Genomic DNA, 22,065 nt, shown 5'->3' with positions numbered 1-22,065 from the left:
GGCTCAGCCTAGCGGGGCGAACCGGTCCACCAGGAGCGCCAGCCGACGCTCGTGTTCGGCCCGTCGCAGCCGACCGTCGCGCATCAACGTGACCAGGCCGTGCAGCCCGCTCCAGAATGCCTCGGTAAATGTCTCCAGGTCGTCCGCGCCGGCGAACGGACGCAGGGTTTCGGCCAGCTCGGCGAAGGCTCGGGCCAGCTCGACCGGAGCGTCCTGACTGGCGAAGGAGAGGGCGACGGGGAGCCGGAAGATCGCGTCGTAGAGCGCGGGCCGACGTTCGGCGAATGCGGCGTACGCCGTCGCGATGCCGGCCACCGCCTGCCGGGAGTCGGCCGCGGCGGCGCGGGCGGCGGCGAGTTCGGCGGCCAGCTCGCCGCAACCCTCCACGGCGACCGCCGCCATGATGGCGTCCTTGCCCGTGAAGTGGCTGTAGAGGACGGGCTGGCTGTACTCGATCTCGGCGGCGAGCCGGCGGGTGGTGACCGCGTCCCAGCCCTCCGACTCGGCCAGCTCCCGGGCGGCGGCGACGATGGCCCGCTCGCGCTCCGCCCGCTCCCGCTCTCGGCGTGCCTGGATGGACATGACCACGACTCTAGCACCGCTAGGCAATCTGTCGACGCTCTGCTAGCGTCGCTCTCGCCCCTAGCAGCGCTAGATTCGGAGTCGACAATGCTCACTGTCCTGGCCTACGGGCTCGCCGTCGTCCTCAGCCTGTTCATCGTCTTCATCGGCGCCCGCTTCCTGACCACGCCCGGGAACGCCGCCGCCGGCTACGGCGTTCCGGCGTCGGCAGGCGGGGCCGAATCCGCCTACCTCACCGTCAAGGGCGTCCGCGACCTCACCTACGGCCTGGTCGGACTCGCCCTGATCGCTTTCACCACCGCCGACGCCGTCGCCTGGTTCATGCTGGTCGTCGCGCTCGCCCCCCCTGGGCGACACCGTCATCGTGCTGCGGCACGGCGGCACCCGGGCGGTCGCCTTCGGCGTCCACCTCGCCACCGCGCTGGTCATCCTCCTCGACGCCGCCCTGCTGTTCGCGCTCTAGCCGAGCCGCCGCCCCTCGGGTGCGTGACCGTCGACTTTGGTCACGGGCCCCTCGGCCGATGGCCGTATCGACGGGCCGGCCGGCTGCGGCACGGTGCGGGCATGACGACCGAACCCCTGCGCCGGCGACTCGCGCCGGCCGTCGCGTTGCTGCTGCTCGCACCCTGGACCGCCGAGTGCTCCTGGGGCGGATTCACGCTCGCCGGCATGCCGTTCGTGGTGCTGGTGCTCGCCCCGATGTACGGCGGGGCCGCGCTGCTGATCCGGGAGACCGCCCGGCGGCTCGGACTGGGCTGGCCGGGGATCGTGCTGCTCGCCGCCGCCTTCGGCGTGGTCCAGGCCGGCCTGGTCGACCAGTCGCTGTTCAACCCGGATTACCTCGACGACACCCAGTTCGCCGACGCCCGCACCGTCGCCGAGGCGACGCTGGTGCCCGGCCTCGGGTTCAGCGCCCGGCAGGCGGTCGACTACGTGGGCAACCACGTGGCGTTGACCATCTGCGCATCGATCGCGCTCGTCGAGTCGTACCTCGGGGTGGGTCGCCGGTCGCGGCCCTGGCTGGGTCGTCCGGGCCTGGTCGTGGCCGCGCTGCTCTGGCTCGGCGGCAGCCTGCTGGTCTTCGCCGACGACGGCGGGCGCAAGGGCTTCCTGGCCTCGCCGGTCCAGCTCACGTTCGCCGCCGGCATGGCGCTGGCCCTGGTCGCCACCGCGCTGCTGCGCGTCGGACGCGCCGCCGAAACGCGCGTCGACCCGGCCGCCGAAACGCGCGTCGACCCGGCCGCCGACACGCCCGTCGACCGGACCGCCGGGACCGCGCCGCGGCCCGTCTGGGCGGGGCTGGTGGTGCTTGTCGCCTACGCCGGGGCCGGGGCCGTGCCGGGGTGGACCGGGATCGGCGTCGCGCTCGCGCTCGCCGTGGTCCCCGCGGTGCTGCTGACACGCTGGTCCCGGCGGGCCGGCTGGGGGCAGCGCCACGTGCTCGCCGCCGGTTCGGCCAGCGTGATCGTCGCCGCCGCGTACGCGTACGACGTGCCGACCTACACCCCGGCGGGCCCGGCGGCCGACCTGGTGGGCGACGTGGCGATCAGCGTGCTCGTGCTGCTGCTGGTCGGCGGCGCGTGGTGGCGGGTCAGCGGGCGGGCAGCTCGGGACCGCCGTCGAGCAGCGGGGCCAGCAGATCGCCCTGCTTCGCCACCCGCCTGAGCACCTCGGTGGCCGTGTAGGGCCGCGTGGCGGGCCGTTTACCGGCCGCGCCGGCCGCCACCTCGTCCCAGGTCAGCGGCGTGGAGGCGGCCGGCACGGGCTGGGCGCGCAGCGAGTACGGCGCCACTGTCGTCTTCGCCGCGTTGTTCTGGCTCCAGTCGATGAAGACCTTGCCGCCGCGCAGGTTCTTCGCCATCTTCGACACGATCAGCTTCGGGTGCGCCTGCTCCAGCTCCTGCGCGATCCGCTTGGCGTAGCCGGAGACGACGTCGGCGTCCTGGGTGCCGGCGATCGGGCAGCAGAGCTGCATGCCCTTCTTCCCGGACGTCTTCGGGTACGCGTCGATCCCGTCGTCAGCCAGCCGGTCGCGCATCAGCAGCGCCACCTGGCAGCACTGCCGTAGCGCCGCCGGGGCGCCCGGGTCCAGGTCGACCACCATCATGTCCGGGTGTTCGCCGACCTTCCACTGCGGCGTGTGCAGCTCCAGCGCGGCCAGGTTCGCCAGCCAGACCAGCGTGGGCAACTCGTCGCAGACCACGAAGTCGATGGTCTCCCGCCCCTTGGTCGACCCGGGGACGGGCAGGTTCTCGGTGCGTACCCAACCGGGGGTCGCGGCCGGTGCGTTCTTCTCGAAGAACGAGCCGCCGTCGACGCCGTTGGGGAAACGGATCCGGGTGAGCGCGCGGTCGCGCAGGTGCGGCAGCAGCACCGGGGCGATCCGGGTGTAGTAGTCGATCACCTCGCCCTTGGTGAAGCCGGCCTGCGGGAAGAGCACCTTGTCCAGGTTGGACAGCTCCAGGGAGCGCCCCTCGACCTCGACCTTGAACCGGTCAGCCGGCATCCTCGACCTCCTCGGGCGGCTTGTCCGGGCGCAGGCGCAGGACCCGGGGGAAGCGCAGCCGCCCGTCCGGGGTGCGTTGGCCGTACTTGACCTCCACCACCACCCGGGGTGATACCCAGATCGCACCGCGCGCATCCTCGCGCGGCACGTCCCCGGCGAACGGCGACGCGCCGGCGCGCAGTGGCTCCAGTTCGCGCAGCAGTTCCCGTTCGACGGCCGCGCCGATGCCGCCGCCGACCCGCCCCCGGTAGACCAGCCGCCCGTCCGGGCCGGGCACGCCGACCAGCAGCCCGCCGACCCGGCGCGCGCCCGGCCGCCAGCCGCCGACCACGAAGTCGCCGGTGACCTCCAGCTTGACCTTCACCCAGTCCGGCGAGCGCACCCCGGGCCGGTAGACCGAGTCGGCCCGCTTGGCCAGCACGCCCTCCAGCCCGTGCTCACCGGCCGCCGCGTAGGTGGCCGGCCCGTCGGTGAAGACCGGCGGCACCGCCCACCGGGCGGCGCCGAGCCCGAGCGCCTCCAGCGCCGCCCGCCGCTCGTGCCAGGGCCGGGCGGTCAGATCCACGCCGTCGAGCCGCAGCAGGTCGAAGATCATGTACGTGACCGGGGCGTTCGCCGCCAGCCGGGCCGCCTTGGCCGGGTTTCGCACGTGCATCCGCTCGGCCAGCGCGGTGAACGACGGCTGCCCGTCCGTGAAGATCACCACCTCGCCGTCGAGCAGCGCGTCGTCGACCTGCTCGGCCAGGTTGAGCAGTTCCGGGTACGCGGTGGTGATCTCGACCCCGGAGCGGGCGTAGAAGTGCCGGTCGCCGTGGGAGATGTCGGCGAGCGCGCGGATACCGTCCCACTTGAACTCGTACGCCCATGCGGCACCGGCCGGGAGCTGCCGGGTCATCGCGAGCATCGGCTTCAACGGCGCGCCGGACACCTCCTGACTGTAGTAGGGCACGGAAGGGCGTGCGTGCCGTTCGATCGTTTGGGATTCTGGTCTACAACCGGGGAGAGGAGCGCGGGAATGCGGGCCATCTGGAAAGGAGCGGTGTCGTTCGGCCTGGTGTCGATCGGGGTGAAGGTCTACTCGGCAACCGAGGAGAAGGACATCCGGTTCCATCAGGTGCACCGCGAGGACGGCGGCCGTATCCGTTACAAGCGCACCTGCTCGGTCTGCGGCGAGGAGGTCACCTACGACGACATCGCCAAGGGCTACGACCTCGGCGGCGGCGAGATGGTCATCCTGACCGACGAGGACTTCGCCGACCTGCCGCTGAGCACCTCGCACGCGATCGACGTGCTGGAGTTCGTGCCGGCCGAGCAGGTCGACCCGATCCTCTACAACAAGGCGTACTTCCTGGAGCCGGAGGGCACCGCCACCAAGCCGTACGTGCTGCTGCGGGACGCGCTGACCGACTCGGAGCGGGTGGCGATCGTCAAGGTGGCGCTGCGCCAGCGGGAGCAGTTGGCGACGCTGCGGGTCCGTGAGGGCGTGCTGCTGCTCAACACGATGCTCTGGCCGGACGAGATCCGGCAGCCCGACTTCGGCTTCCTGGACGAGGACCTGAAGGTCCGCCCGCCGGAGCTGGCGATGGCCAGCTCGTTGATCGACTCGATGGCCGGCGAGTTCGAGCCGGACGCCTTCACCGACGACTACCGGGCCGCGTTGCAGGAGGTCATCGACGCGAAGGTGGAGGGCCGCGAGGTGGTGCAGCCGGAGGAGGAAGAGGCCGCGCCGGCCGCCGCGGTGGACCTGATGGCCGCGTTGAAGGCGTCCGTCGAGCGGGCCCGGGCGGCCCGGGGCGAGACGCCGTCCGGCGGCGGGGCCGAGCCGACCCCGATCTCGTCGGCCCGCTCCGCGAAGAAGACCGCCGCGAAGAAGACCCCGGCCAAGAAGGCCGAACCGGCGAAGAAGGCCACCCCGGCGAAGAAGACCGCCGCGAAGAAGACGGCGGCGAAGAAGGCCGAGCCGGCGAAGAAGACCGCCGCCAAGAAGACCGCCGCCAGGAAGAAGACCGCCTGAGGGGTACGGAAGGGGCCCCGCTTAACGTATTCGGTAAAGGCGGGGCCCCCGCTTATCACCCGCGGCCGAGCTTCTCCGTCGGGGTGATGCGGACGATGACGCGCTCCTCGCCCGCGCGCCGCCACGGGTAGGTGTCCTGGCCGAGATACTTCTTCGCCATCCGGTCGATGTGCTCGTCGGCGCCCTCGGTGACGAACTCGACAGTGCCCTTCACCCAGAGCGTGCGGTAGTCGTCCGCCTTGTCCACCACCGACACCGCGACGACCGGGTTACGGGACATGTTGAGGTACTTCTGCCGGCCCTTGGCGGTGTTGAACACGATGTGCTCCCCGTCGGTGTCCACCCAGACCGGGGTGACGTGCGGGGTGCCGTCGGACTCGATGGTGGCCACGTGCGCGAGCTGCGGCTCGCCGAGCAGGGCCAGGTCTTCTTCGGTGAGGATCGCCATGTCCGAGAACGTACCCGCTCGGTGTCCGGTCCGGCCCGGGGTGCGAAGAAGGGGCCCCGCCCATACCGAATGCGTTAAGAAGGGCCCCCGCCTTTCGTCGCTGTGGGGGTGCGGGCGGGTACCGTGTGCGCTGGCCTCGGCGGCGGCCCGCCGGGGGCGTACCCACCCCCCACCTGCAGGGAGTCGACGTGAGCGAGCGTGTGGAGAACCGGTCGGAGGACCAGGCCGCCCCGGCCACCAAGGCCGGGCGGCGGCTGGCCGCCCAGCTGGCCGAGAAGAAGGCCGCCGAGGCGCGCCGACGCCGGCAGTCGATGCTGGGCGCCGCCGCCGGTGTGCTCGCCGTGGTGGCCCTGGTCGGTGGTCTCGTCTGGCTGAACAGCGGGGACGACGACAAGCCGGCCAACACGTCCTCCTCGGCCAGCCCCAGCGCCCCCGCCGACCAGCCGGAGCCCACCGCGCCGCCCGCGCCGGAGCTGCCCGCCAACGTCGACCCGGCGCTGAAGACCAAGCCGGCGGTGAAGGCCGGCTCCGGTGAGCTGAAGAAGCTGACCGTCACCACACTGGTCAAGGGCAAGGGGCCGGCGGTGAAGGCCGGCCAGACGATCACCACGAACTACGTGGGCGTCTTCTACAAGGACGGCAAGCAGTTCGACGCGTCCTGGGACAACGGCCAGCCGGCCACCTTCCAGATCGGTGTGGGCCAGGTCATCAAGGGCTGGGACCAGGGCCTGGTCGGCGTGCCGGTGGGCAGCCGCGTGCAGCTCGACCTCCCGGCCGACCTGGCGTACGGCGACAAGGCCGAGGGCGGCCGTCCGGCCGGGCCGCTGCGCTTCGTCGTCGACGTGCTGGCTGCGCAGTAGATCACTCCAGGCTTCCGTCCGGTCACCCAACGGCAGTAGGTTCATGGTCACCGCGGGCGGTCCATCCGTCCGCGGTGACCTGACCACCGACGCGGAGGTGCACGTGGCGGCGCTTGACGACCCCGGGGTGGCCCGGCAGATGTGGACGCTGTTCGAGCCGGTCCACGCGGTGACCTACTTCCACCCGCGCGCCCGCTCCGCGTTCGAGGCGGTCGGGCTGCGCGGCTACTGGCGCGGCTACTTCGCCGGCCGGGCCGCGCCGCTCGGGCCGGTCGACGCTCCGACGGTGACGGCCGCGTTCTTCAGCTTCGCGCCGCCGATGGTGGCCCGCGCGGTGCCGTCGGTGTGGCGGCTGGCCACCCCGGAGGAGGCGCTGCGCGCCCGGCTCACCGGCGCGGTGCAGGCGCTCGCCGAGTTCACCTACGAGCTGCCCGAGTCGCACCTGGTCGAGGCCGCCGAACTGCTGGAGGCGGCGGCCGACCGGGTGGACACCGCCGGGCGGGTGCTCGGCGCGGTCAACGCCGCCCTGCCGCGCGGCGAGTACCCGCTGGCCCGGCTCTGGCAGGCCGCCGCCACGCTGCGCGAGCACCGGGGCGACGGGCACGTGGCCGCGCTGGTCGGCACCGGGCTGGAGCCGGTCGAGGTGGTGGCCTGGCGGTGCCGGGTCGACCAGTCGCGCGAGTTCCACCAGCCGGCCCGGGGCTGGACCGACGAGGAGTGGTCCGCCGCCGAGGAGCGGCTGGTCGACAAGGGCTGGCTGACCGCCGACCGGGGGCCGACCCCGCAGGCCAGCGCCACGTTCCGGGCCGTCGAGGAGGCCACCGACCGGGCCGCGGCGGGCCCGTGGCGGGCGCTGGGGGCGGAGCGTACGGAGCGGCTGCGGGAGCTGCTCGAACCGGTCGCGACGCGCTGCCGCACGATCATCCCGGCGCAGGCCCCGATCGGGTTGCCGGCGCAGCGTTCGGTCGGAGCGACGCGGCCGGGGTGAGCCGAGCCGCGGGCTGGGGCAGGATGGCGGCATGGTGGACGCGGTGCTCTTCGACCTGGACGGCGTGATCGTGGACTCGGAGCCGGTCTGGGAGGAGGTCCGCCGGGCGTACGTGGCCGAGCACGGAGGCGTCTGGCAGCCGGACACCCAGCGCCGGCTGATGGGCATGAGCACCGGCGAGTGGGCCGCCTACCTGAGCGGTGAGCTGGGCGTCGACCGGTCGGCCGAGCAGGTCGCCGCCGAGGTGGTGGCGGAGATGACCCGGCGGTACGCGCAGCGCGTACCGCTGATCGACGACGCCGACGCGGTGGTGCGCCGGACGGCCGCGCGGTGGCCGCTGGGGTTGGCCAGTTCCTCGCCGACCCGGTTGATCGCGGCGGCGCTGGAGGCGACGGGCCTGGTCGACGCGTTCGGCGCGACGCTGTCGACGGAGGAGACCGCCCGGGGCAAGCCGGCGCCGGACGTCTGGCTGGCGGTGGCGGCCCGGTTGGGCGTCGACCCGGCCCGGTGCGTGGCGGTGGAAGACTCGTCAAACGGCGTCCGGTCGGCGGCGGCGGCCGGGTGCCGGGTGGTGGCGGTGCCGCACCTGTCGTACCCGCTGGATCCGGACGCGGCGGCGCTCGCCGCCGTGCGGCTTCCCTCGATCGACGCGCTCACCCCGGAGCTGCTGGCCGGGCTGGGCTGAGACGGGGCTCGGCATGTTCGGCCGGGGTTCGGGTAGCGCATCCGACGACGACTGCGGAGGGACGGCGATGAGGGCGATCGTGTACGAGCGCAGCGGGGACGCCTCGGTGCTCCAGGTGGCGGAGCGGCCGGTGCCGGAGCCGGGTCCGGGCGAGGTGCTGGTGCGGATGGCCGTCTCGGGGGTGAACCCGACGGACTGGAAGGCGCGCGAGGCGTGGCCGCTGCCGGCCGGCTGGCAGATCCCGCACCAGGACGGCGCCGGGGTGGTGGAGGCGGTCGGCGAGGGCGTCGACCGGATCCTGATCGGCGAGCGGGTCTGGCTGTGGGAGGCGGCGTGGCAGCGCCCCTGGGGCACCGCGGCCGAGTACACGGTGGTCCCGGTCCGGCACGCGGTGCCGCTCGGGTCGGCCTCGTTCGACCTGGGCGCGGCGCTGGGCATCCCGTTCATGACCGCGCACCGCTGCCTGACCGTCGGCGAGTTCATGCCGGACACGCTGCACGCCGGCGCGTTGAGCGACCACGTGGTGCTGGTACAGGGCGGGGCGGGCGCGGTGGGCAACGCGGCGATCCAGCTCGCCCGTTGGGCCGACGCCTGCGTGATCACCACGGTGAGCACCCCGGAGAAGGCGCAGCTCGCCGCCGCGGCCGGGGCCGACTTCGTGATCAACTATCGGGAGCAGGACGTGGTGGCGGAGGTCCGCAAGGTCGCGCCCGACGGGGTGCACACGATCGTCGAGGTCTCCGCCGCCCGTAACGCCGCCGCCGACGTGCGGATGCTGCGTACCGGCGGCGCGGTGTGCGTCTACGCCGACGACGGCGGCGACGAGGTGACGTTGCCGATCCGGCCGTTGATGGGGCCGAACGCGCGCTGGCAGTTCGTGCTGGTTTACACCGCGCCGAAGGTGGCCAAGGCGCAGGCGGTGACCGACATCGCGGCGGCGGTGGCGCAGGGCGCGATCCGGGTCGGCGCGGAGGCCGGGCTGCCGCTGCACCGGTATCCCCTCGCGGAGACCGCGTCGGCGCAGCAGGCGGTGCGTGACGGCGCGGTGGGCAAGGTGCTGGTCAGCACCGCCGAGGAATAGCGGATTTCCCCGACACCGGGACAGAGGCGAACAAGTTTCGCAACAATGGCGGTGCGGGTCACCCCGTAACGGACGGGCGGCCCCGGCGCGGTGCGAACGCCGGGGCCGCCCTCTGGGAGGAATGTCCGTGGGAAAACGTGTTCCTACCTGTGTAGGCGACGGTACGCCGCGAAGCGTTACGGCGCGGACAGTTCCCGCACCTCAAGCCCGCCGTCGGCGTACCGCGAGCGCACCACCTTCTTGTCGAACTTGCCGACGCTGGTCTTCGGCACCGCGTCGATGAACGCCCAGCGCTCGGGCAACTGCCAGCGGGCCACCGAGCCGGCCAGGAAGTCCCGCAGCTCCTCCGCGGTGACCGAGGCGCCCTCGCGGACCACCACGGTGGCCAGCGGGCGCTCGTCCCAGCGCTCGTCCGGCACACCCACCACGCACGCCTCCAGCACCGCCGGATGCGCCATCAGCGCGTTCTCCAGCTCGACCGAGGAGATCCACTCCCCGCCGGACTTGATCACGTCCTTGGCCCGGTCGGTGAGCGTGATGAACCCGTCCGGCGAGAGCGTGCCGACGTCCCCGGTCCGCAGCCAGCCGTCCCGGAACTTCTCGGCGTCCGGCTCGTCGTCGCCGACGTACCGGGCGGTCACCCACGGCCCACGCACCTCCAGCTCGCCCACGGACGTCCCGTCCGCGGGCAGCGGCTCGCCCAGCGGCCCGACGATCCGCGCGGCCACCCCGGCCGGAACGCGGCCCTGGGTGTAGCGGTAGCGCCAGGCGTCCTCGCCGGTCGCACCGGCCGGGGCGCGGGACACCGAACCCAGCGGTGACATCTCGGTCATCCCCCAGGCGTGGATGACCTCGATGCCGTGCCGGTCGCGGAACGCGTGCATCAGCGCCGGCGGGCACGCCGAGCCGCCGACGATCACCTCGGTCAGCGAGGAGGTGTCCACGTCGTGGGTGTCCAGGTAGGCCAGCAGGTCGGTCCAGATGGTCGGCACCGCGCCGGCCAGCGTGGGCCGCTCGGCGGCGATCATCGCGGCGATCGGCTCGGCCTGGAGGAAGCGGTCCGGCATGATCAGCGAGGCGCCGGAGAGGAACGCCGCGTACGGCAGGCCCCACGACATGGCGTGGAACATCGGCACGATGGCCAGCTCGCGGTCGCCCGGCCCGAGACCGAAGCCCTCCGGCATGCAGACCTGGAGCGAGTGCAGGTAGATCGAACGGTGCGAGTAGGCCACGCCCTTGGGGTGGCCGGTGGTCCCGGACGTGTAGCAGAGCGCCGCCGCGTCCCGCTCGTCCACCTCGGGCCAGTCGAACGTGTCCGGCCGGTCGGCCAGCAGCGCGTCCCAGTGGTGCACGGTGATCCGGTCGCCGGCGGCGGCCACCAGCGGGGCCGGGTCGCCGCCGCCGACCACCACCACGTGCCGCACCGTGGCCAGCTCGCCGAGCACGCGGGCCAGCAGCGGGATGAGCGTGCTGTCGACGAGCACCACCCGGTCCTGCGCGTGGTTGGCGATGTAGGCGACCTGGTCCGGGAAGAGCCGCAGGTTGAGCGTGTGCAGCACCGCGCCCATGCTCGGCACCGCGAAGTAGGCCACCAGGTGCTCGTTGTTGTTCCACATGAAGGTGGCGACCCGCTCGTCGCCGGTCACCCCGCACTCGTCGCGCAGCGCGTGGGCCAGCCGGGCGGCGGCGCGTCCCACCTCCGCGTACGTCATCCGGCGGGGTTCGGCGCCGGTCCAGGTGACCACCTCGGCCGTGCCGTGCACGGTGGCGCCGTGTTCGAGGATGCGGGCTACCTGGAGCGGGGCGTCCATCATCGTGCTACGCATGGGTAACAACGTAGTGTCGCCGTTCACACAAGCGGAACCCCCGGAACGGCCGAGCCGGCCGGCAATGCTGCGTAGATTGTCCGGGTGAGCATCTCCTGGGCCGACTCGTACGTCGGGCAGCTCCGCGCGCTGGCCGGTGACCGCACGCTGATGTTCGTCGGCGCCCGCGCCGTGGTGCGCGACAACGCCGCCCGGGTGCTGTTGATCCAGCGCTCCGACAACGGCCAGTGGGCACTGCCGGCCGGCGCGATGGAGCTGGGCGAGTCGATCGCCGACTGCGCGGTCCGCGAGGTCCGCGAGGAGACCGGCCTCCGCGCGCTGCGGGTCAGCGCGTTCGCGCTCTACACCGGCCCGGACCGCACCCACACCAACATGTACGGGCACACCTACCAGGTCTTCACCGCCGCGTTCCGGGTCGACGAGTGGGACGGCGAGCTTTCCCGGTTCACCGACGAGACCACCGACGCCGGCTTCTTCCACCGCACGGAGTTCCCCGCCCCGCTCTCGTCGAGCGTCGCCGAGACGCTTGCCGACCTGGACGTCTTCGAGCAGACCAACCGTCTGATCCTGAAATAGGCGGCTCAGAGCATCGTCTGCGACTTCGCCTCCATCTCGGCGGCGGCCTCGTCCTTCGACTCCTTCGGCAGCGACTTGCCACCCGGCGCGGCGGCCTTCCCGCCCAGCGGGTCCGCGCCGCCGGTGGCGCCCTGCGGGCCGGCGCCGCGGAGTTGGTGGTTCGGCATGGCCAGGGTGACCAGCACCGCCAGCACCGCGATCAGCCCGGTGGTCAGGAAGACCAGGTGCAGCGCGTCGACGAACGAGGACTGGATCGCGGCGCGTACCGGGCCGGGCAACGCCAGGATGGTGGCCGGATCGTTGATCGAGATGTTCTCCGCGCCGCCGGCCGCCACCGCCGCCCGCTGCTGCGGCGGGAGCTGGGCGAGCGCGCCCGGGAGCCGGTCGGCCAACGCGCCGGTGAGCCGCGTGGAGAGCACCGCGCCCAGGATGGCCACCCCGAACGACCCGCCCAGCGAGCGGAAGAACGTGGCCGAGGAGGTGCCCGCGCCCAGGTCGCGGACGTCCACCGCGTTCTGCACGGCCAGGATCAGCGACTGCATGCACAGACCCAGCCCGACACCGATCACCACCATGTAGCCGAACGCGGCCCACAGCGACGTGCCCACCTGGAGCTGGCGGAACAGCAGCATGCCGACCACCAGCACGGCGGCCCCCGTCACCGGGAACCACTTGTACCGGCCGATCCGGCTCATCGCCCGGCCGGTCAGGATCGACGTGACGATGATGCCGGCCATCATCGGCAGCATCAGCAGACCGCTCCGGGTCGGCGAGGCCCCCTTGACGATCTGGAGGTAGAGCGGAATGAAGATGATCGACCCGAACATCACCAGGCCGAGGACGAAGCCGGCGGTGTTGGCCAGCGCGAACGTGCGGCTGCGGAACAGCCGCAGCGGCAGGATCGGCTCCCGGGTGCGGGCCTCCTGGAGCAGGAACGCCACACCCAGCACCGCGCCGGCCACGAACAGCCCGACGATCACGGCGGAGCCCCACGCGTACGAGGTGCCGCCCCAGCTCAGCGCCAGCAGCAGGCAGCTCACGCCGGCGACCAGCAGCGCCGCGCCGAGCCAGTCGACGGTGTGCTCGCGACGCTGGAACGGCACCAGCCGCATCACGTGCCAGCAGACCACGATGGCGAGAATCGCCAGCGGCACGTTGAGGTAGAAGATCCACCGCCAGTTGGTCTCCGCGAAGTAGCCGCCGACAAGCGGGCCGGCCACCGACGACACGCCGAACACGGCGCCGAACAGGCCCTGGTAGCGGCCCCGTTCCCGAGGCGGCACCACGTCCGAGATGATGACGAACGCCAGCGTCATCAGGCCGCCCGCGCCGAGCCCCTGCACACCCCGGGTGACGATCAACTGGGTCATGTCCCGCGACAGCCCGGCCAGCAGCGAGCCGACCAGGAACGCGCCGATGGAGAACAGGAAGACCGGCCGTCGGCCGTACAGGTCGGCCATCTTGCCGTAGAGCGGCGTCGAGGCGGTCGACGCGAGCAGGTACGCGGTGACCACCCACGAGTAGTGGTCGATGCCGCCCAACTCGCCGACGATGGTGGGCAGCGCGGTGCCGACGATGGTCTGGTCGAGCGCGGCCAGCAGCATGCCGGTCATCAGACCGAACATCAGCAGCCGGATCTGGCGGGCGGGCAACGCGGGTGCAGCGGCCTGGGCGGTCATCCCGCTTCCTATCCCACCGGGGGCGGATCATGCCCCCGGTGGGCGGATGAGTTTTCTAGCCGGCGGTGTGCCGGCCCTCGGCGAACTCCTCGACGATCTTGGCGCAGAACGCCGGCAGGTCGTCCGGCTTACGGCTGCTGACCAGCCCGTTGTCGGTGACGACCTCCTCGTCGACCCAGGTGGCCCCGGCGTTCGTGAGGTCGGTGCGCAGGCTCGGCCAGGAGGTGATCCGGCGACCGCGCACCACGTCCGCCTCGACAAGCGTCCACGGGCCGTGGCAGATCACCCCGACCGGCTTGCCGGCGTCGAAGAACGACTTCACGAACCGGACCGCGTCCGGGTCGGTCCGCAGGAAGTCCGGGTTCGCCACGCCGCCGGGCAGCACCAACCCGTCGTACGCGCCGGCGTCCGCCTCCTTGGTGGTGACGTCGACCTGATACTGCTTGCCGTGGTCCAAGTGGTTGAACGCCTGGATCGAGCCGGACTCGATGGAGACCAGCTCCACCCGGGCGCCGGCGTTCTCCACCGCCTCACGCGGCTTGGTGTACTCGACCTCCTCGACGCCGTCGGCGGCCAGGAACGCGATCCGCTTGCCCTGAAGTGTCGCTGCCATGCTGCTTCTCCTCTCCGGGGTGTGTCTGGACGATTCCCCCGGCCGATGCCCGGAAACCGGACGCACCGGGTGGCCCGCGTCGCAGCCGGGCCGCGGCCGGGCTGGTTTGGCCGGCCCACGCCGGGGGACCCGGCAGGGCATGGCAGGAGCAGCAGCGGAAGAGCGCCGGCTGGCCACCGTGGTGGCGAGCTGGCAGGGGCGTCCCGTGCTGGTCGTCGGCGACGCCATGCTGGACGAGTGGCGGTTCGCCGAGTCGGAGCGGCTCTGCCGGGAGGCCCCCGCGCCGGTCCTCACGCTGCGCCGCCGGATCTCCGCCGCCGGCGGCGCCGCGAACACCGCGGTCAACGTCGCCGCGCTCGGCGGCCGGGCCGCGCTCGTCGCCCCGGTCGGCGCCGACGTCGCCGGCGACGAGCTGCACGACTGCCTGGACCGGGCGACGGTCTGGGACCGGACGGTCAGCCAGCCCGGCCGCCCCACCCCGGTCAAGCGCCGGATGCTCGCCGGCAACCAGATCCTGCTCCGGGAGGACTCCGGCGGTCCGGAGGACACGCTCGACGACGACGGGGTGGCCCGCCTGCTGACCGCGCTGCACTGCGCCACCGAGGAGCTGCGCGCGGTGGCCGCCGGGCAGCCGCTCACGCTTGTGGTCTGCGACTACGGCCTGGGTGCGCTGCCGTCGGCGGTACGCGCCTGGCTGGTCGCCAACCGCGACCGGTACGGCACGGTGGCGCTCGACGCGCACGACCTGGCCGACTGGCGCGGGCTCAACCCGACGGTGGTGACGCCGAGCTTCGCCGAGGCGACCCGGCTGCTGGCCCGCGCCGCCGCCGGGTTCGCCCACGCCGAGCGCGGCGTCGTCCGCACCGGTGACCTGCACCTGGACCATCCGGCGGCAGCCGACGGCCCGTCCGAGCTGGTGGTCGGCGCCGCGCCCGGCGGCGCCGGCGAACGGGCGGTGGCCGCGACCCGCGGCGAGGCCGGTGAACGGGCCTCGGACGCCGTGTCCGGCGACCGTGCGCCGGGTAGTCCGCACCCCGCCTCCGGCGCGCCGGTGCACGGGTCCACCGAAGGCTCGTCCGGGCCGACCGGCGAGCCGACTCCGGGCGAGGAACGGGTGGCGCTGACCGGCAACGGGCTCAGCGTCACCGGCACCGGGGTGACCGTGAACGCGGCCGTCGGGGAGGGCGTGGACCGGGCCGAGCTGGCCGAGTCGCGCCTGTCCGAGCTGCGCGCGCACACCGGCGCGGACGTGGTCGCGGTGACCCTGGACACCGACGGCGCGGTGGTCGGCGGCGCCGACGGCTCACCCCGGCGCAGCCACAGCACGCCGGTCCCGGCCAGCCACGCGGTCGGCGCCGGGGACGCGTACCTGGCGGCCATGACACTGGCGCTGGCCGCCGAGGCGGGCCTGCCGACCGCCGCGCAGCTCGCCCAGCTCGCCGCCACCATCACGGTCGCCGACACCGGCACCTGCGTGTGCCGCCGGGAGGACCTGCTCACCGCGCTGGGCACCGGCGGCGAGGAGGCCGGGCACCCGGCCCTGGTCGGCGCCGACGAGTTGGCCGCGCTCGTCGACGAGCACCGGCGGTCGGGACGGTCGGTGGTGTTCACCAACGGCTGCTTCGACGTGCTGCACCCGGGGCACGTCCGCTACCTGACCCAGGCCCGCGCGCTCGGCGACCTGCTGATCGTGGCGGTCAACTCGGACGGCAGCGTACGCCGACTCAAGGGCCCGGACCGACCGGTCAACCCGGTCGAGGACCGCATCGCGCTGCTGGCGGCGCTGGGCTGCGTGGACCACGTGGTGGTCTTCGAGGAGGACTCACCGGCCCGACTGATCGAGGCGGTCCGCCCGGACGTCTACGTCAAGGGCGGCGACTACCCGCCGGAGATGGTGCCGGAGGCGCCGCTGGTCCGCCGGCTCGGCGGCCAGGTCCGCACGCTCGGCTACGTGCCGGACCGCTCCACCTCGGCCATCATCGACCGCATCCGGGCCCAGACGGTCGTGCCGGACCGGCACAGCATGAGCGAACGCACCGAGCGAAGCGAGGGCCGTGCGGCCATGCCCGGCCGGCCCAGCCCCACCGTCGGCGAGAGCAGGCCGGCGTGACCCGACCGCTCGACCCGGGCGCCCCGGAGCAGTTCCGGCACCCCCGACGGCTCGACGTGCTGATCCCCACCCGCAACCGGCCGGCCGAGCTGGCGGTCACGCTGTCCGGGCTGGCCGCCCAGGAGGGCGTGCCCGGCTTCGGGGTGGTGGTCAGCGACCAGTCCGACGGCGAACCCGCGTACGCGCACCCGGCGGCGGCCACCATGGTCCGGGCGTTGCGCCACCGGGGGCACCCGGTGCTGCTGACCCGGCGGCTGCCCCGGCGCGGGCTGGCCGAGCACCGCTCCTACCTGCTGTCCCGGTCGGCGGCCGACGCCGTGCTCTGCCTCGACGACGACGTCTGGCTGGAGCCGGGCACGCTGTCCCGGCTGGTCACCGCGCTGCACGAGCTGGGCTGCGGGTTCGTCGGCAACGCGGTGCACGGCCTCTCCTACGCCGAGGACGTCCGCCCGGACACGCACCGGCACTACGAGGAGTGGCCGGGCCGGCCGGAACCGGAGCGGATCCGGCCGGGCACGCCGGAGTGGCACCGGGCGTCGATCCATCCGGCGGCGAACCTGCTGCACGTCACCGCGAAGCTCGACCTGCCGGTGGGCGCGTGGCGGGCGTACAAGGTCTCCTGGATCGGCGGCTGCGTGCTCTACGACCGGGCGAAGCTGGTCGACGCCGGCGGCTTCGACTTCTGGGAACGGCTGCCCGAGCGGCACCAGGGCGAGGACGTGGCCGCACAGCTCGCGGTGCTGGAGCGGCACGGCGGCGCCGGCGTGCTGCCCAGCGGGGCCTACCACCTGGAGTCGCCGACCACGGTCACCGAGCGGGACGTGGAGGCGTGGGAGGTCGTGCTCAACGAGTCGGGCGCGGAGGTGTGAGCAGCTCACGGGCTGCCTCCACCACCTCGACGGCCGGCACGTCGGCCACGAACGACACCCGGTGCGGGCAGTCGCCGTCCCCGGGGCGGTGCGGATAGATCCCGGGCGTGCAGTCGACGCCGCAGACCGGGCAGCGGGTCGTCCAGGCGGCGATCGGGCGGTGCCGGCCGCGCAGCGGGGACGCGCCGTTGATCAGGTTGCCGACCCAGAAGATGCCGACCGTGGGCGCGCCCACGGCGGCGGCCAGGTGCAGCGGCCCGGTGTCGTTGGAGACCACAAGCGCGCAGTCCGCGTACGCGGCGGCGAGCGCGCCGAGGCTCAGCGTGCCGACCTGCGGACGCACCGGCACGCCGGCCGCCGCGACCACCGCGTCGACCGTCTCCCGCTCGGCGGACGTGCCGGTGACGAGCACCTCGTAGCCGTCCCCGACCAGCACGCGGGCGACCTCGGCGAAGCGCTCCGCCGGCCAGCGCCGCCGGGTGTCGGTGGCACCGGGGTGCAGCGCCACCCGGGGTCGGCCGGGCGGGCCGAGCACCGCCGCCGCCTCGGTCCGGTCCGCGTCGGTCACCGCCAGCGCCGGGGTGACCGTGGTGGCCGGCGCTCCGACCAGCGCGGCCACCTCCAGGTAGCGGATCACCTCGTGCTGGTAGTAGACGTACCGCAGCCAGCGGTCCAGCGGCGGCGCGTCGTCGGCGCGCAGCCCGGCGGTGACCCGGGCGCCGAGCGCGGTGACGAACGGGTTGGAGTTGGCGCCGCCGCCGTGCACCTGCAACGCCAGGTCGAACCGTTCGGCGCGCGCCGTGGCCAGGAAGTCCGCCGGGCCGGTCGGCGACTCGTCCGGGCCGGCGTCGCGGATGCCCGGCCCGGGCGGCACCACCAGCACCCGGTCCACCGGGCCGGGCCGGTCGCGCCAGAGCTTCGCGTGCCACGGCGCGCCGAGCAGCACGATCTCCGCCGACGGGTACGCGGCCCGCAGCGCTTCCAGCGCGGGGAGCACGAAGATGAAGTCGCCGAGCGCGTTGGCCCGGAGCACGGCGATCCGCTCGACGTCCGGCACCCGCGCGCCCACCGGACCAAGTACGGGCGACGGCTCCGGGTCGCGGCCCGGCGACGGACGCGCCGAGCCGAAGTGGCCGGGGAGGCTGGTCACGCCGCCCTACGGCCGGTCGGTCTCGTCGAGCGTGGTGTCCGGATGGTGCAGTTCCCGGTCCGCGGCCGGGTCGACCGGGGCCGGCGTACGGCCGACGGTGTCGCGCGGGCCGGTGCGGCCGACGGTGATGGTGCGCGGCGCGGGCCGGGCCGCCCGGGGCAGCCGCACCCGGAGCAGGCCGTGGTCCATCACCGCGTCGATCCGCTCGGGGTCGACGCGCGAGGGCAGGTCGACGCGGTACTCGAAGCCCCGGGTGGTGAACCCGCCCGGGATGCCCTGGTCGGCGTTGACCTCGGCCTCCGACCGGGCCCGTACGCACAGCTCCCGCTCGTCCAGCTCGACGGCCACCTCCTCGGGCGCCACGCCGGGCAGCCGGACCGTCACCTCCCAGCCGTCCGCCACCTCGGTGACGTCCACGTCCGGGGTGCCGGAACGGCCGCCGACCAGGCGGCTCAACTCGGCGCGCAGCGCCTGCAACTCGCCCATCGGGTCCCAGCCCTGCTGGCGCCCCCGCCAGCCGCGACCGCCGTCCGACTCGGTCATCGCATGTCTCCGATCCGCCGGGTCGTCGAGGTGGGCCGCAGCGAGCTGGACGCGTTGAGGTCGTGGTCCGGGTCGACGCCGACGCCGAGCCGGTCCACCAGCTCGCCGCCCAGCCAGGCGCTGATCCCCAGGATCGCCACGGCCACCACCTCGATCGCGATCAGCGCGCCGCCGGCGTTCCGCGACTCGGCGTTGAGCCGGACCACCCAGACGGCGGCGAAGAGCAGGATCACCGCGATGTTGGCCGCGGCGTGGAGGAGCCCGACCCGCTTGGCGCGGGTGCCGGTCGGCAGGGCGAGCAGGTCGAACGCGCCGGCCACGGCGGCGAGCAGGCCACCGATCAGGCCGACGGTGATGTTCCAGTACGCGACCTCGCCGAGGAGGTCCGGCCCGCCCACCGTGTCGACCAGGTCGAAGATCACGGCGGTGACCAGGAGCGCCACCGGGAACATCACCAGCATCGGGTGCACGGGATGGCCGAGCACTTTCAGTCGGCTCTCCATCGCGGCCTCCATCCATCGCGTTCCGGACACGCGCTGCGTTCCGGTCCCTACCCGCCGCTTCCGGGGGCAAACCCGGCGTCCGACGCGCCCCTAGACTGACGATGACGGATTGCGACCCGTCGCGGGCCGGAACCGTCGTCAAGGTCAACGGACGGGGGAGGAAGACGTGACGACGCGGGAGATCACCGACGAGGCGGAGCTGCGCGAGCTGATCGGGGCACCGACGCCGCGGGCGGTTGCCAAGGAGCGCCGTACTCTGCACCGACGCGACCGGGAGTGGCTGGCCGCCTCGCCGTTCTGCCTGATCGCCACCGCCGGCGCGGACGGCAGTTGCGACGTCTCACCCAAGGGTGACCCGCCCGGGTTCACGCTGGTGCGCGACGACACCACCATCGCGATCCCGGAACGGCCGGGCAACCGGCGTGCCGACGGCTACCACAACATCCTGGCCAACCCGCACGTCGGGCTGATCTTCCTGATCCCGGGGCGCACCGACACACTGCGGATCAACGGGCGGGCCCGACTGGTCCGGGACGCGCCGTGGTTCGCCGACCTGGAGGTCAAGGGCCACCGGCCGCTGCTCGCCGTCGAGGTGGCGATCGAGCAGATCTTCTACCACTGCGCGAAGGCGTTCCTCCGCTCCGAGCTGTGGCAGCCGGAGACCTGGCAGCCGGACGCGCTACCGTCGCGGCCCCGACTGGTCAAGGAGGTCGAGGCCCCGGCGGAGAGCCTGGCCGACCTGGAACGGCACTACGGCCCCGACTACGCCAAGAAGCTCTACGTCTGAGCGGTCACTTCTGCGGCGCGTACACCGCCGGCACGCCCACGTCGGACAGCGCGCGGGCGAGGTGCGGGGCGGTGGTCTTCACGTAGGCGGCGCCGATGTGCGATCCGCCTCGGTAGATCAGCACGTTGCCGAACACCACCGGGCACCGCTCGGTCGGGCAGATGGCGTCGAACAGGTCGATCATCCTGACCTCGGGCACCCCGGTCACCGCCCGCCGCTGCATCCGGTACGCCTGGTCCTGGTCGTGCAGCACGCGGTCGAACGCGCAGGTGGAGAGGCGCTTGCGGTTCTCGTCGGCGCACGCCACCGGCGCGCCGGGCGGCAGCGGGTTGTTCGCCATCACGACGATCTGCGAGCCCACCGAGTCGAGCTTCTTCCAGGAGGCCCGCACGCCCGCGACCATCGCGTCGACCGAGACCCCCGTGCCGGTGGCGTTCAGGGCGGTCGGCGCCGACTGCGAGGTGACCACGTAGTCGGGGCGCTCCCGCAGCAGCCGGCTCAGCAGCGCCCGGTTCCACTCGATGCAGTCGGTGTAGGGCTTGCCGGACTTGTCGCCCTTGAGCACCTTGGCGCTGGTGAACGCGCACCCGGCCTTGGCGGCGATCACCAGCTTCCAGTCGTTCTGCTCGGCGAGCACCTGGAACGCCGGTAGCCACTGGTCCATCTTCGAGTCGCCCACCAGGGCGACGGTGGTGGCGCCCTGAGGATTGCCGTACGTGCACCACAACACCTCGGCGCCCTCGACCTGCTGGAAGCAGTTGTCCCGTTTCGTGACGGGCACGTCCAGGAACCCCTGCCGGATCTGGAGCGGATCCGGCGTGATCACGTCGAACCGCTCCGGCACCGGGCCGATCGGGGCGGTGCCGGGCGTGGTGGACAGCAGCGCCGCGCCCGGCGCGTACCGGCTCTTGGTGGGGACCGCGGCGGCGGCCCAGGCGCCGAGCAGGACCAGCGCCAGACCGGCGCAGATCCCGGCCATGGTGAAGTTGCCGCCGAGACTCAACGCGAGCCGCGGCGACGTGGCGATCTTCCGGGAGTACCGCAGCGGGTTCTCCACCAGCCGGAACGTGAGCCAGGCGGGCACCACCGAGGCGAGCGCCACCGCCAGCCCCTCGACCGTCGACAGCTCACCGAAGCGGGCGGCGGCCACGATGAGCATCGGCCAGTGCCACAGGTACAGCGAGTACGACAGGTCACCGACCCAGCGGAACGGGCCGGTGCCGAGCAGCACCACCGGCCCCCGCGAGCCCGCCGCCGGGCCGGCCGCGACGACCGCGGCGGCACCGAGCGTGGGCAGCGCGGCAGCGTACCCGGGCCAGGCCGTCTTGCCGTTCACCAGCGCCGCCGCCGCCACGATCGCGGCCAGCCCGAGCCACCCGAGGACGACCGCCGCCGCCCGTGGCATCCGCGCGGCCCGCGTCGCGATCAGCGCGACGCCGGCCCCGACGGCGAGTTCCCACAACCGCGTCGTGGAGACGAAGAACGCACGCGCCGGCGAGTTCGCCGTCTCGACGATCGACCAGACGAACGACGGCACCGCCAGGACCGCGAGGCCGACCCACAGGACCGGCCGCACGTTCGCCCGCCGCAGCGCCCGCGCGGCGAGCAGCGCCAGCACGATCAGCAACGGCCAGACCAGGTAGAACTGCTCCTCGACAGCGAGCGACCAGTAGTGCTGCACCGGTGAGACCACCGCGTTGTCGGCGGCGAGGTAGTCGACCGCCCGGTCGGCGAACCGCCAGTTCACCACGTAGACCGCCGCGGCGGCGATGTCGCCGCCGATGGCCTGCCAGTCGCCGCGGGGCACGAAGAGCCGGACCGCCACCGCGGTCGCCGCGAGCACCACCGTCGCGGCGGGCAGGATCCGCTTGGCCCGGCGCGCGTAGAACCCGACGAGGGAGAGCCGACCGGTGCGCTCGATCTCGGCGACGATCTGCCCGGTGATCAGGAAGCCGGAGATCACGAAGAAGACGTCGACGCCGACGAAACCACCGGGCAGGAACGACAGCCCGGCGTGGTAGAGCAGCACCACCGCGACGGCCACGGCGCGGAGGCCGGCGACGTCGCCCCGGAACCGGCTCGGGACGCGACCGGTCGCCTTCTCATCGGTGCGGGGATCGTGCCGGGCAACCTCGTTCGTCAACTCCGGGGAAGTCACCGCGATCCTCGAACTCCGGGGGCGTCTGGCCAGGGAACGATAGCGGCTCTCACGGATGCGGGGCAATGTCGTACGGCCCGGTTAGGC

General features: G+C 73.4%; 21 protein-coding genes and 1 pseudogene. 11 read left to right on the top strand and 11 right to left on the bottom strand.

Annotated features, from left to right (window positions below; genetic code table 11):
• Positions 1 to 3: 3 nt before the first annotated feature.
• The gene (locus ACIA6B_RS11355) at positions 4 to 582 is read right to left on the bottom strand and encodes a TetR/AcrR family transcriptional regulator (protein WP_396772612.1); all 579 of its coding nucleotides are present in this window, start codon (positions 580 to 582) and stop codon (positions 4 to 6) included.
• 87 nt (positions 583 to 669) lie between these two features.
• On the opposite strand from ACIA6B_RS11355, the pseudogene ACIA6B_RS11350 reads away from it, so the two are divergent.
• Together ACIA6B_RS11350 and ACIA6B_RS11345 are read left to right on the top strand one after the other, a co-directional pair.
• Positions 670 to 867 (top strand): annotated as a pseudogene (locus tag ACIA6B_RS11350) (DUF4267 domain-containing protein); the annotation flags it as partial.
• 279 nt (positions 868 to 1,146) lie between these two features.
• On the top strand, positions 1,147 to 2,247 hold the full coding sequence (locus ACIA6B_RS11345) for a hypothetical protein (protein ID WP_396773129.1): 1,101 nt from the start codon (positions 1,147 to 1,149) through the stop codon (positions 2,245 to 2,247).
• On the opposite strand, the gene ligD (ACIA6B_RS11340) is transcribed toward ACIA6B_RS11345, so the two are convergent.
• Both ligD (ACIA6B_RS11340) and ligD (ACIA6B_RS11335) read right to left on the bottom strand, forming a co-directional pair.
• Complete coding sequence (gene ligD / locus ACIA6B_RS11340; protein WP_396772611.1) at positions 2,174 to 3,088, bottom strand: non-homologous end-joining DNA ligase; 915 nt, start codon at positions 3,086 to 3,088, stop codon at positions 2,174 to 2,176. The genes ACIA6B_RS11345 and ligD (ACIA6B_RS11340) overlap by 74 nt on opposite strands.
• Positions 3,078 to 4,016, bottom strand: a complete 939-nt coding sequence (gene ligD, locus ACIA6B_RS11335) for a non-homologous end-joining DNA ligase (RefSeq protein ID WP_396772610.1) — start codon at positions 4,014 to 4,016, stop codon at positions 3,078 to 3,080. The genes ligD (ACIA6B_RS11340) and ligD (ACIA6B_RS11335) overlap by 11 nt, the downstream gene beginning before the upstream one ends.
• A gap of 87 nt (positions 4,017 to 4,103) precedes the next feature.
• Between ligD (ACIA6B_RS11335) and ACIA6B_RS11330 the strand changes: the two genes are divergently transcribed.
• Positions 4,104 to 5,102, top strand: a complete 999-nt coding sequence (locus ACIA6B_RS11330; protein ID WP_396772609.1) for a Ku protein — start codon at positions 4,104 to 4,106, stop codon at positions 5,100 to 5,102.
• Between the two features lie 55 nt (positions 5,103 to 5,157).
• Here ACIA6B_RS11330 and ACIA6B_RS11325 read toward each other — a convergent pair whose 3' ends face one another.
• Positions 5,158 to 5,550, bottom strand: a complete 393-nt coding sequence (locus ACIA6B_RS11325; RefSeq protein WP_281943457.1) for a PPOX class F420-dependent oxidoreductase — start codon at positions 5,548 to 5,550, stop codon at positions 5,158 to 5,160.
• Between the two features lie 188 nt (positions 5,551 to 5,738).
• Here ACIA6B_RS11325 and ACIA6B_RS11320 point away from each other — a divergent pair, with 188 nt between their 5' ends.
• From ACIA6B_RS11320 to ACIA6B_RS11305, 4 genes are all read left to right on the top strand, one after another.
• On the top strand, positions 5,739 to 6,410 hold the full coding sequence (locus tag ACIA6B_RS11320; protein ID WP_396772608.1) for an FKBP-type peptidyl-prolyl cis-trans isomerase: 672 nt from the start codon (positions 5,739 to 5,741) through the stop codon (positions 6,408 to 6,410).
• A gap of 139 nt (positions 6,411 to 6,549) precedes the next feature.
• The gene (locus ACIA6B_RS11315) at positions 6,550 to 7,398 is read left to right on the top strand and encodes a hypothetical protein (RefSeq protein WP_396773128.1); all 849 of its coding nucleotides are present in this window, start codon (positions 6,550 to 6,552) and stop codon (positions 7,396 to 7,398) included.
• A gap of 31 nt (positions 7,399 to 7,429) precedes the next feature.
• On the top strand, positions 7,430 to 8,083 hold the full coding sequence (locus ACIA6B_RS11310) for an HAD family hydrolase (RefSeq protein ID WP_396772607.1): 654 nt from the start codon (positions 7,430 to 7,432) through the stop codon (positions 8,081 to 8,083).
• 67 nt (positions 8,084 to 8,150) lie between these two features.
• Positions 8,151 to 9,164, top strand: a complete 1,014-nt coding sequence (locus ACIA6B_RS11305) for an NADPH:quinone reductase (RefSeq protein WP_396772606.1) — start codon at positions 8,151 to 8,153, stop codon at positions 9,162 to 9,164.
• A gap of 176 nt (positions 9,165 to 9,340) precedes the next feature.
• On the opposite strand, the gene ACIA6B_RS11300 is transcribed toward ACIA6B_RS11305, so the two are convergent.
• Positions 9,341 to 10,990: a fatty acid--CoA ligase gene (locus tag ACIA6B_RS11300; RefSeq protein ID WP_396772605.1), complete on the bottom strand. Its 1,650-nt coding sequence runs from the start codon at positions 10,988 to 10,990 to the stop codon at positions 9,341 to 9,343.
• A gap of 84 nt (positions 10,991 to 11,074) precedes the next feature.
• On the opposite strand from ACIA6B_RS11300, the gene ACIA6B_RS11295 reads away from it, so the two are divergent.
• Complete coding sequence (locus ACIA6B_RS11295; RefSeq protein WP_396772604.1) at positions 11,075 to 11,566, top strand: NUDIX domain-containing protein; 492 nt, start codon at positions 11,075 to 11,077, stop codon at positions 11,564 to 11,566.
• 5 nt (positions 11,567 to 11,571) lie between these two features.
• Here ACIA6B_RS11295 and ACIA6B_RS11290 read toward each other — a convergent pair whose 3' ends face one another.
• Entirely contained in the window at positions 11,572 to 13,245 is a 1,674-nt protein-coding gene (locus ACIA6B_RS11290) for an MDR family MFS transporter (RefSeq protein ID WP_396772603.1), read from the bottom strand.
• 55 nt (positions 13,246 to 13,300) lie between these two features.
• Complete coding sequence (locus ACIA6B_RS11285; protein WP_396772602.1) at positions 13,301 to 13,858, bottom strand: type 1 glutamine amidotransferase domain-containing protein; 558 nt, start codon at positions 13,856 to 13,858, stop codon at positions 13,301 to 13,303.
• A 139-nt stretch (positions 13,859 to 13,997) separates the two neighbouring features.
• Here ACIA6B_RS11285 and rfaE2 point away from each other — a divergent pair, with 139 nt between their 5' ends.
• Positions 13,998 to 15,968 carry a D-glycero-beta-D-manno-heptose 1-phosphate adenylyltransferase gene (gene rfaE2 / locus ACIA6B_RS11280; RefSeq protein WP_396772601.1) on the top strand — a complete coding sequence of 657 codons (1,971 nt, stop codon included), beginning with the start codon at positions 13,998 to 14,000 and terminating at the stop codon, positions 15,966 to 15,968.
• Positions 15,965 to 16,837: a glycosyltransferase gene (locus tag ACIA6B_RS11275; RefSeq protein WP_396772600.1), complete on the top strand. Its 873-nt coding sequence runs from the start codon at positions 15,965 to 15,967 to the stop codon at positions 16,835 to 16,837. The genes rfaE2 and ACIA6B_RS11275 overlap by 4 nt, the downstream gene beginning before the upstream one ends.
• Here ACIA6B_RS11275 and ACIA6B_RS11270 read toward each other — a convergent pair.
• The 3 genes from ACIA6B_RS11270 to ACIA6B_RS11260 all read right to left on the bottom strand — a co-directional run bounded on the left by ACIA6B_RS11270 (position 16,812) and on the right by ACIA6B_RS11260 (position 19,033).
• Positions 16,812 to 17,906 carry a glycosyltransferase family 9 protein gene (locus ACIA6B_RS11270; RefSeq protein ID WP_396773126.1) on the bottom strand — a complete coding sequence of 365 codons (1,095 nt, stop codon included), beginning with the start codon at positions 17,904 to 17,906 and terminating at the stop codon, positions 16,812 to 16,814. The two genes, ACIA6B_RS11275 and ACIA6B_RS11270, sit on opposite strands and share 26 nt — an antisense overlap.
• A gap of 87 nt (positions 17,907 to 17,993) precedes the next feature.
• Entirely contained in the window at positions 17,994 to 18,530 is a 537-nt protein-coding gene (locus ACIA6B_RS11265; RefSeq protein WP_396772599.1) for an Hsp20/alpha crystallin family protein, read from the bottom strand.
• A complete protein-coding gene (locus ACIA6B_RS11260; protein ID WP_396772598.1) occupies positions 18,527 to 19,033 on the bottom strand; it encodes a DUF2231 domain-containing protein in 507 nt (168 codons plus the stop codon). Before ACIA6B_RS11260 ends, ACIA6B_RS11265 begins: the two co-directional genes overlap by 4 nt.
• A 166-nt stretch (positions 19,034 to 19,199) precedes the next feature.
• On the opposite strand from ACIA6B_RS11260, the gene ACIA6B_RS11255 reads away from it, so the two are divergent.
• Positions 19,200 to 19,820: a pyridoxamine 5'-phosphate oxidase family protein gene (locus ACIA6B_RS11255; protein ID WP_396772597.1), complete on the top strand. Its 621-nt coding sequence runs from the start codon at positions 19,200 to 19,202 to the stop codon at positions 19,818 to 19,820.
• A gap of 4 nt (positions 19,821 to 19,824) precedes the next feature.
• Here ACIA6B_RS11255 and ACIA6B_RS11250 read toward each other — a convergent pair whose 3' ends face one another.
• Positions 19,825 to 21,978: an acyltransferase family protein gene (locus tag ACIA6B_RS11250; RefSeq protein ID WP_396772596.1), complete on the bottom strand. Its 2,154-nt coding sequence runs from the start codon at positions 21,976 to 21,978 to the stop codon at positions 19,825 to 19,827.
• Between the last annotated feature and the right edge of the window lie 87 nt (positions 21,979 to 22,065).

Origin of the sequence: Micromonospora sp. NPDC051141 (assembly GCF_044455765.1) — a bacterium.
Classification (GTDB): Bacteria; Actinomycetota; Actinomycetes; order Mycobacteriales; family Micromonosporaceae; genus Micromonospora.
This window is presented reverse-complemented; position numbering and strand designations above follow the sequence as displayed.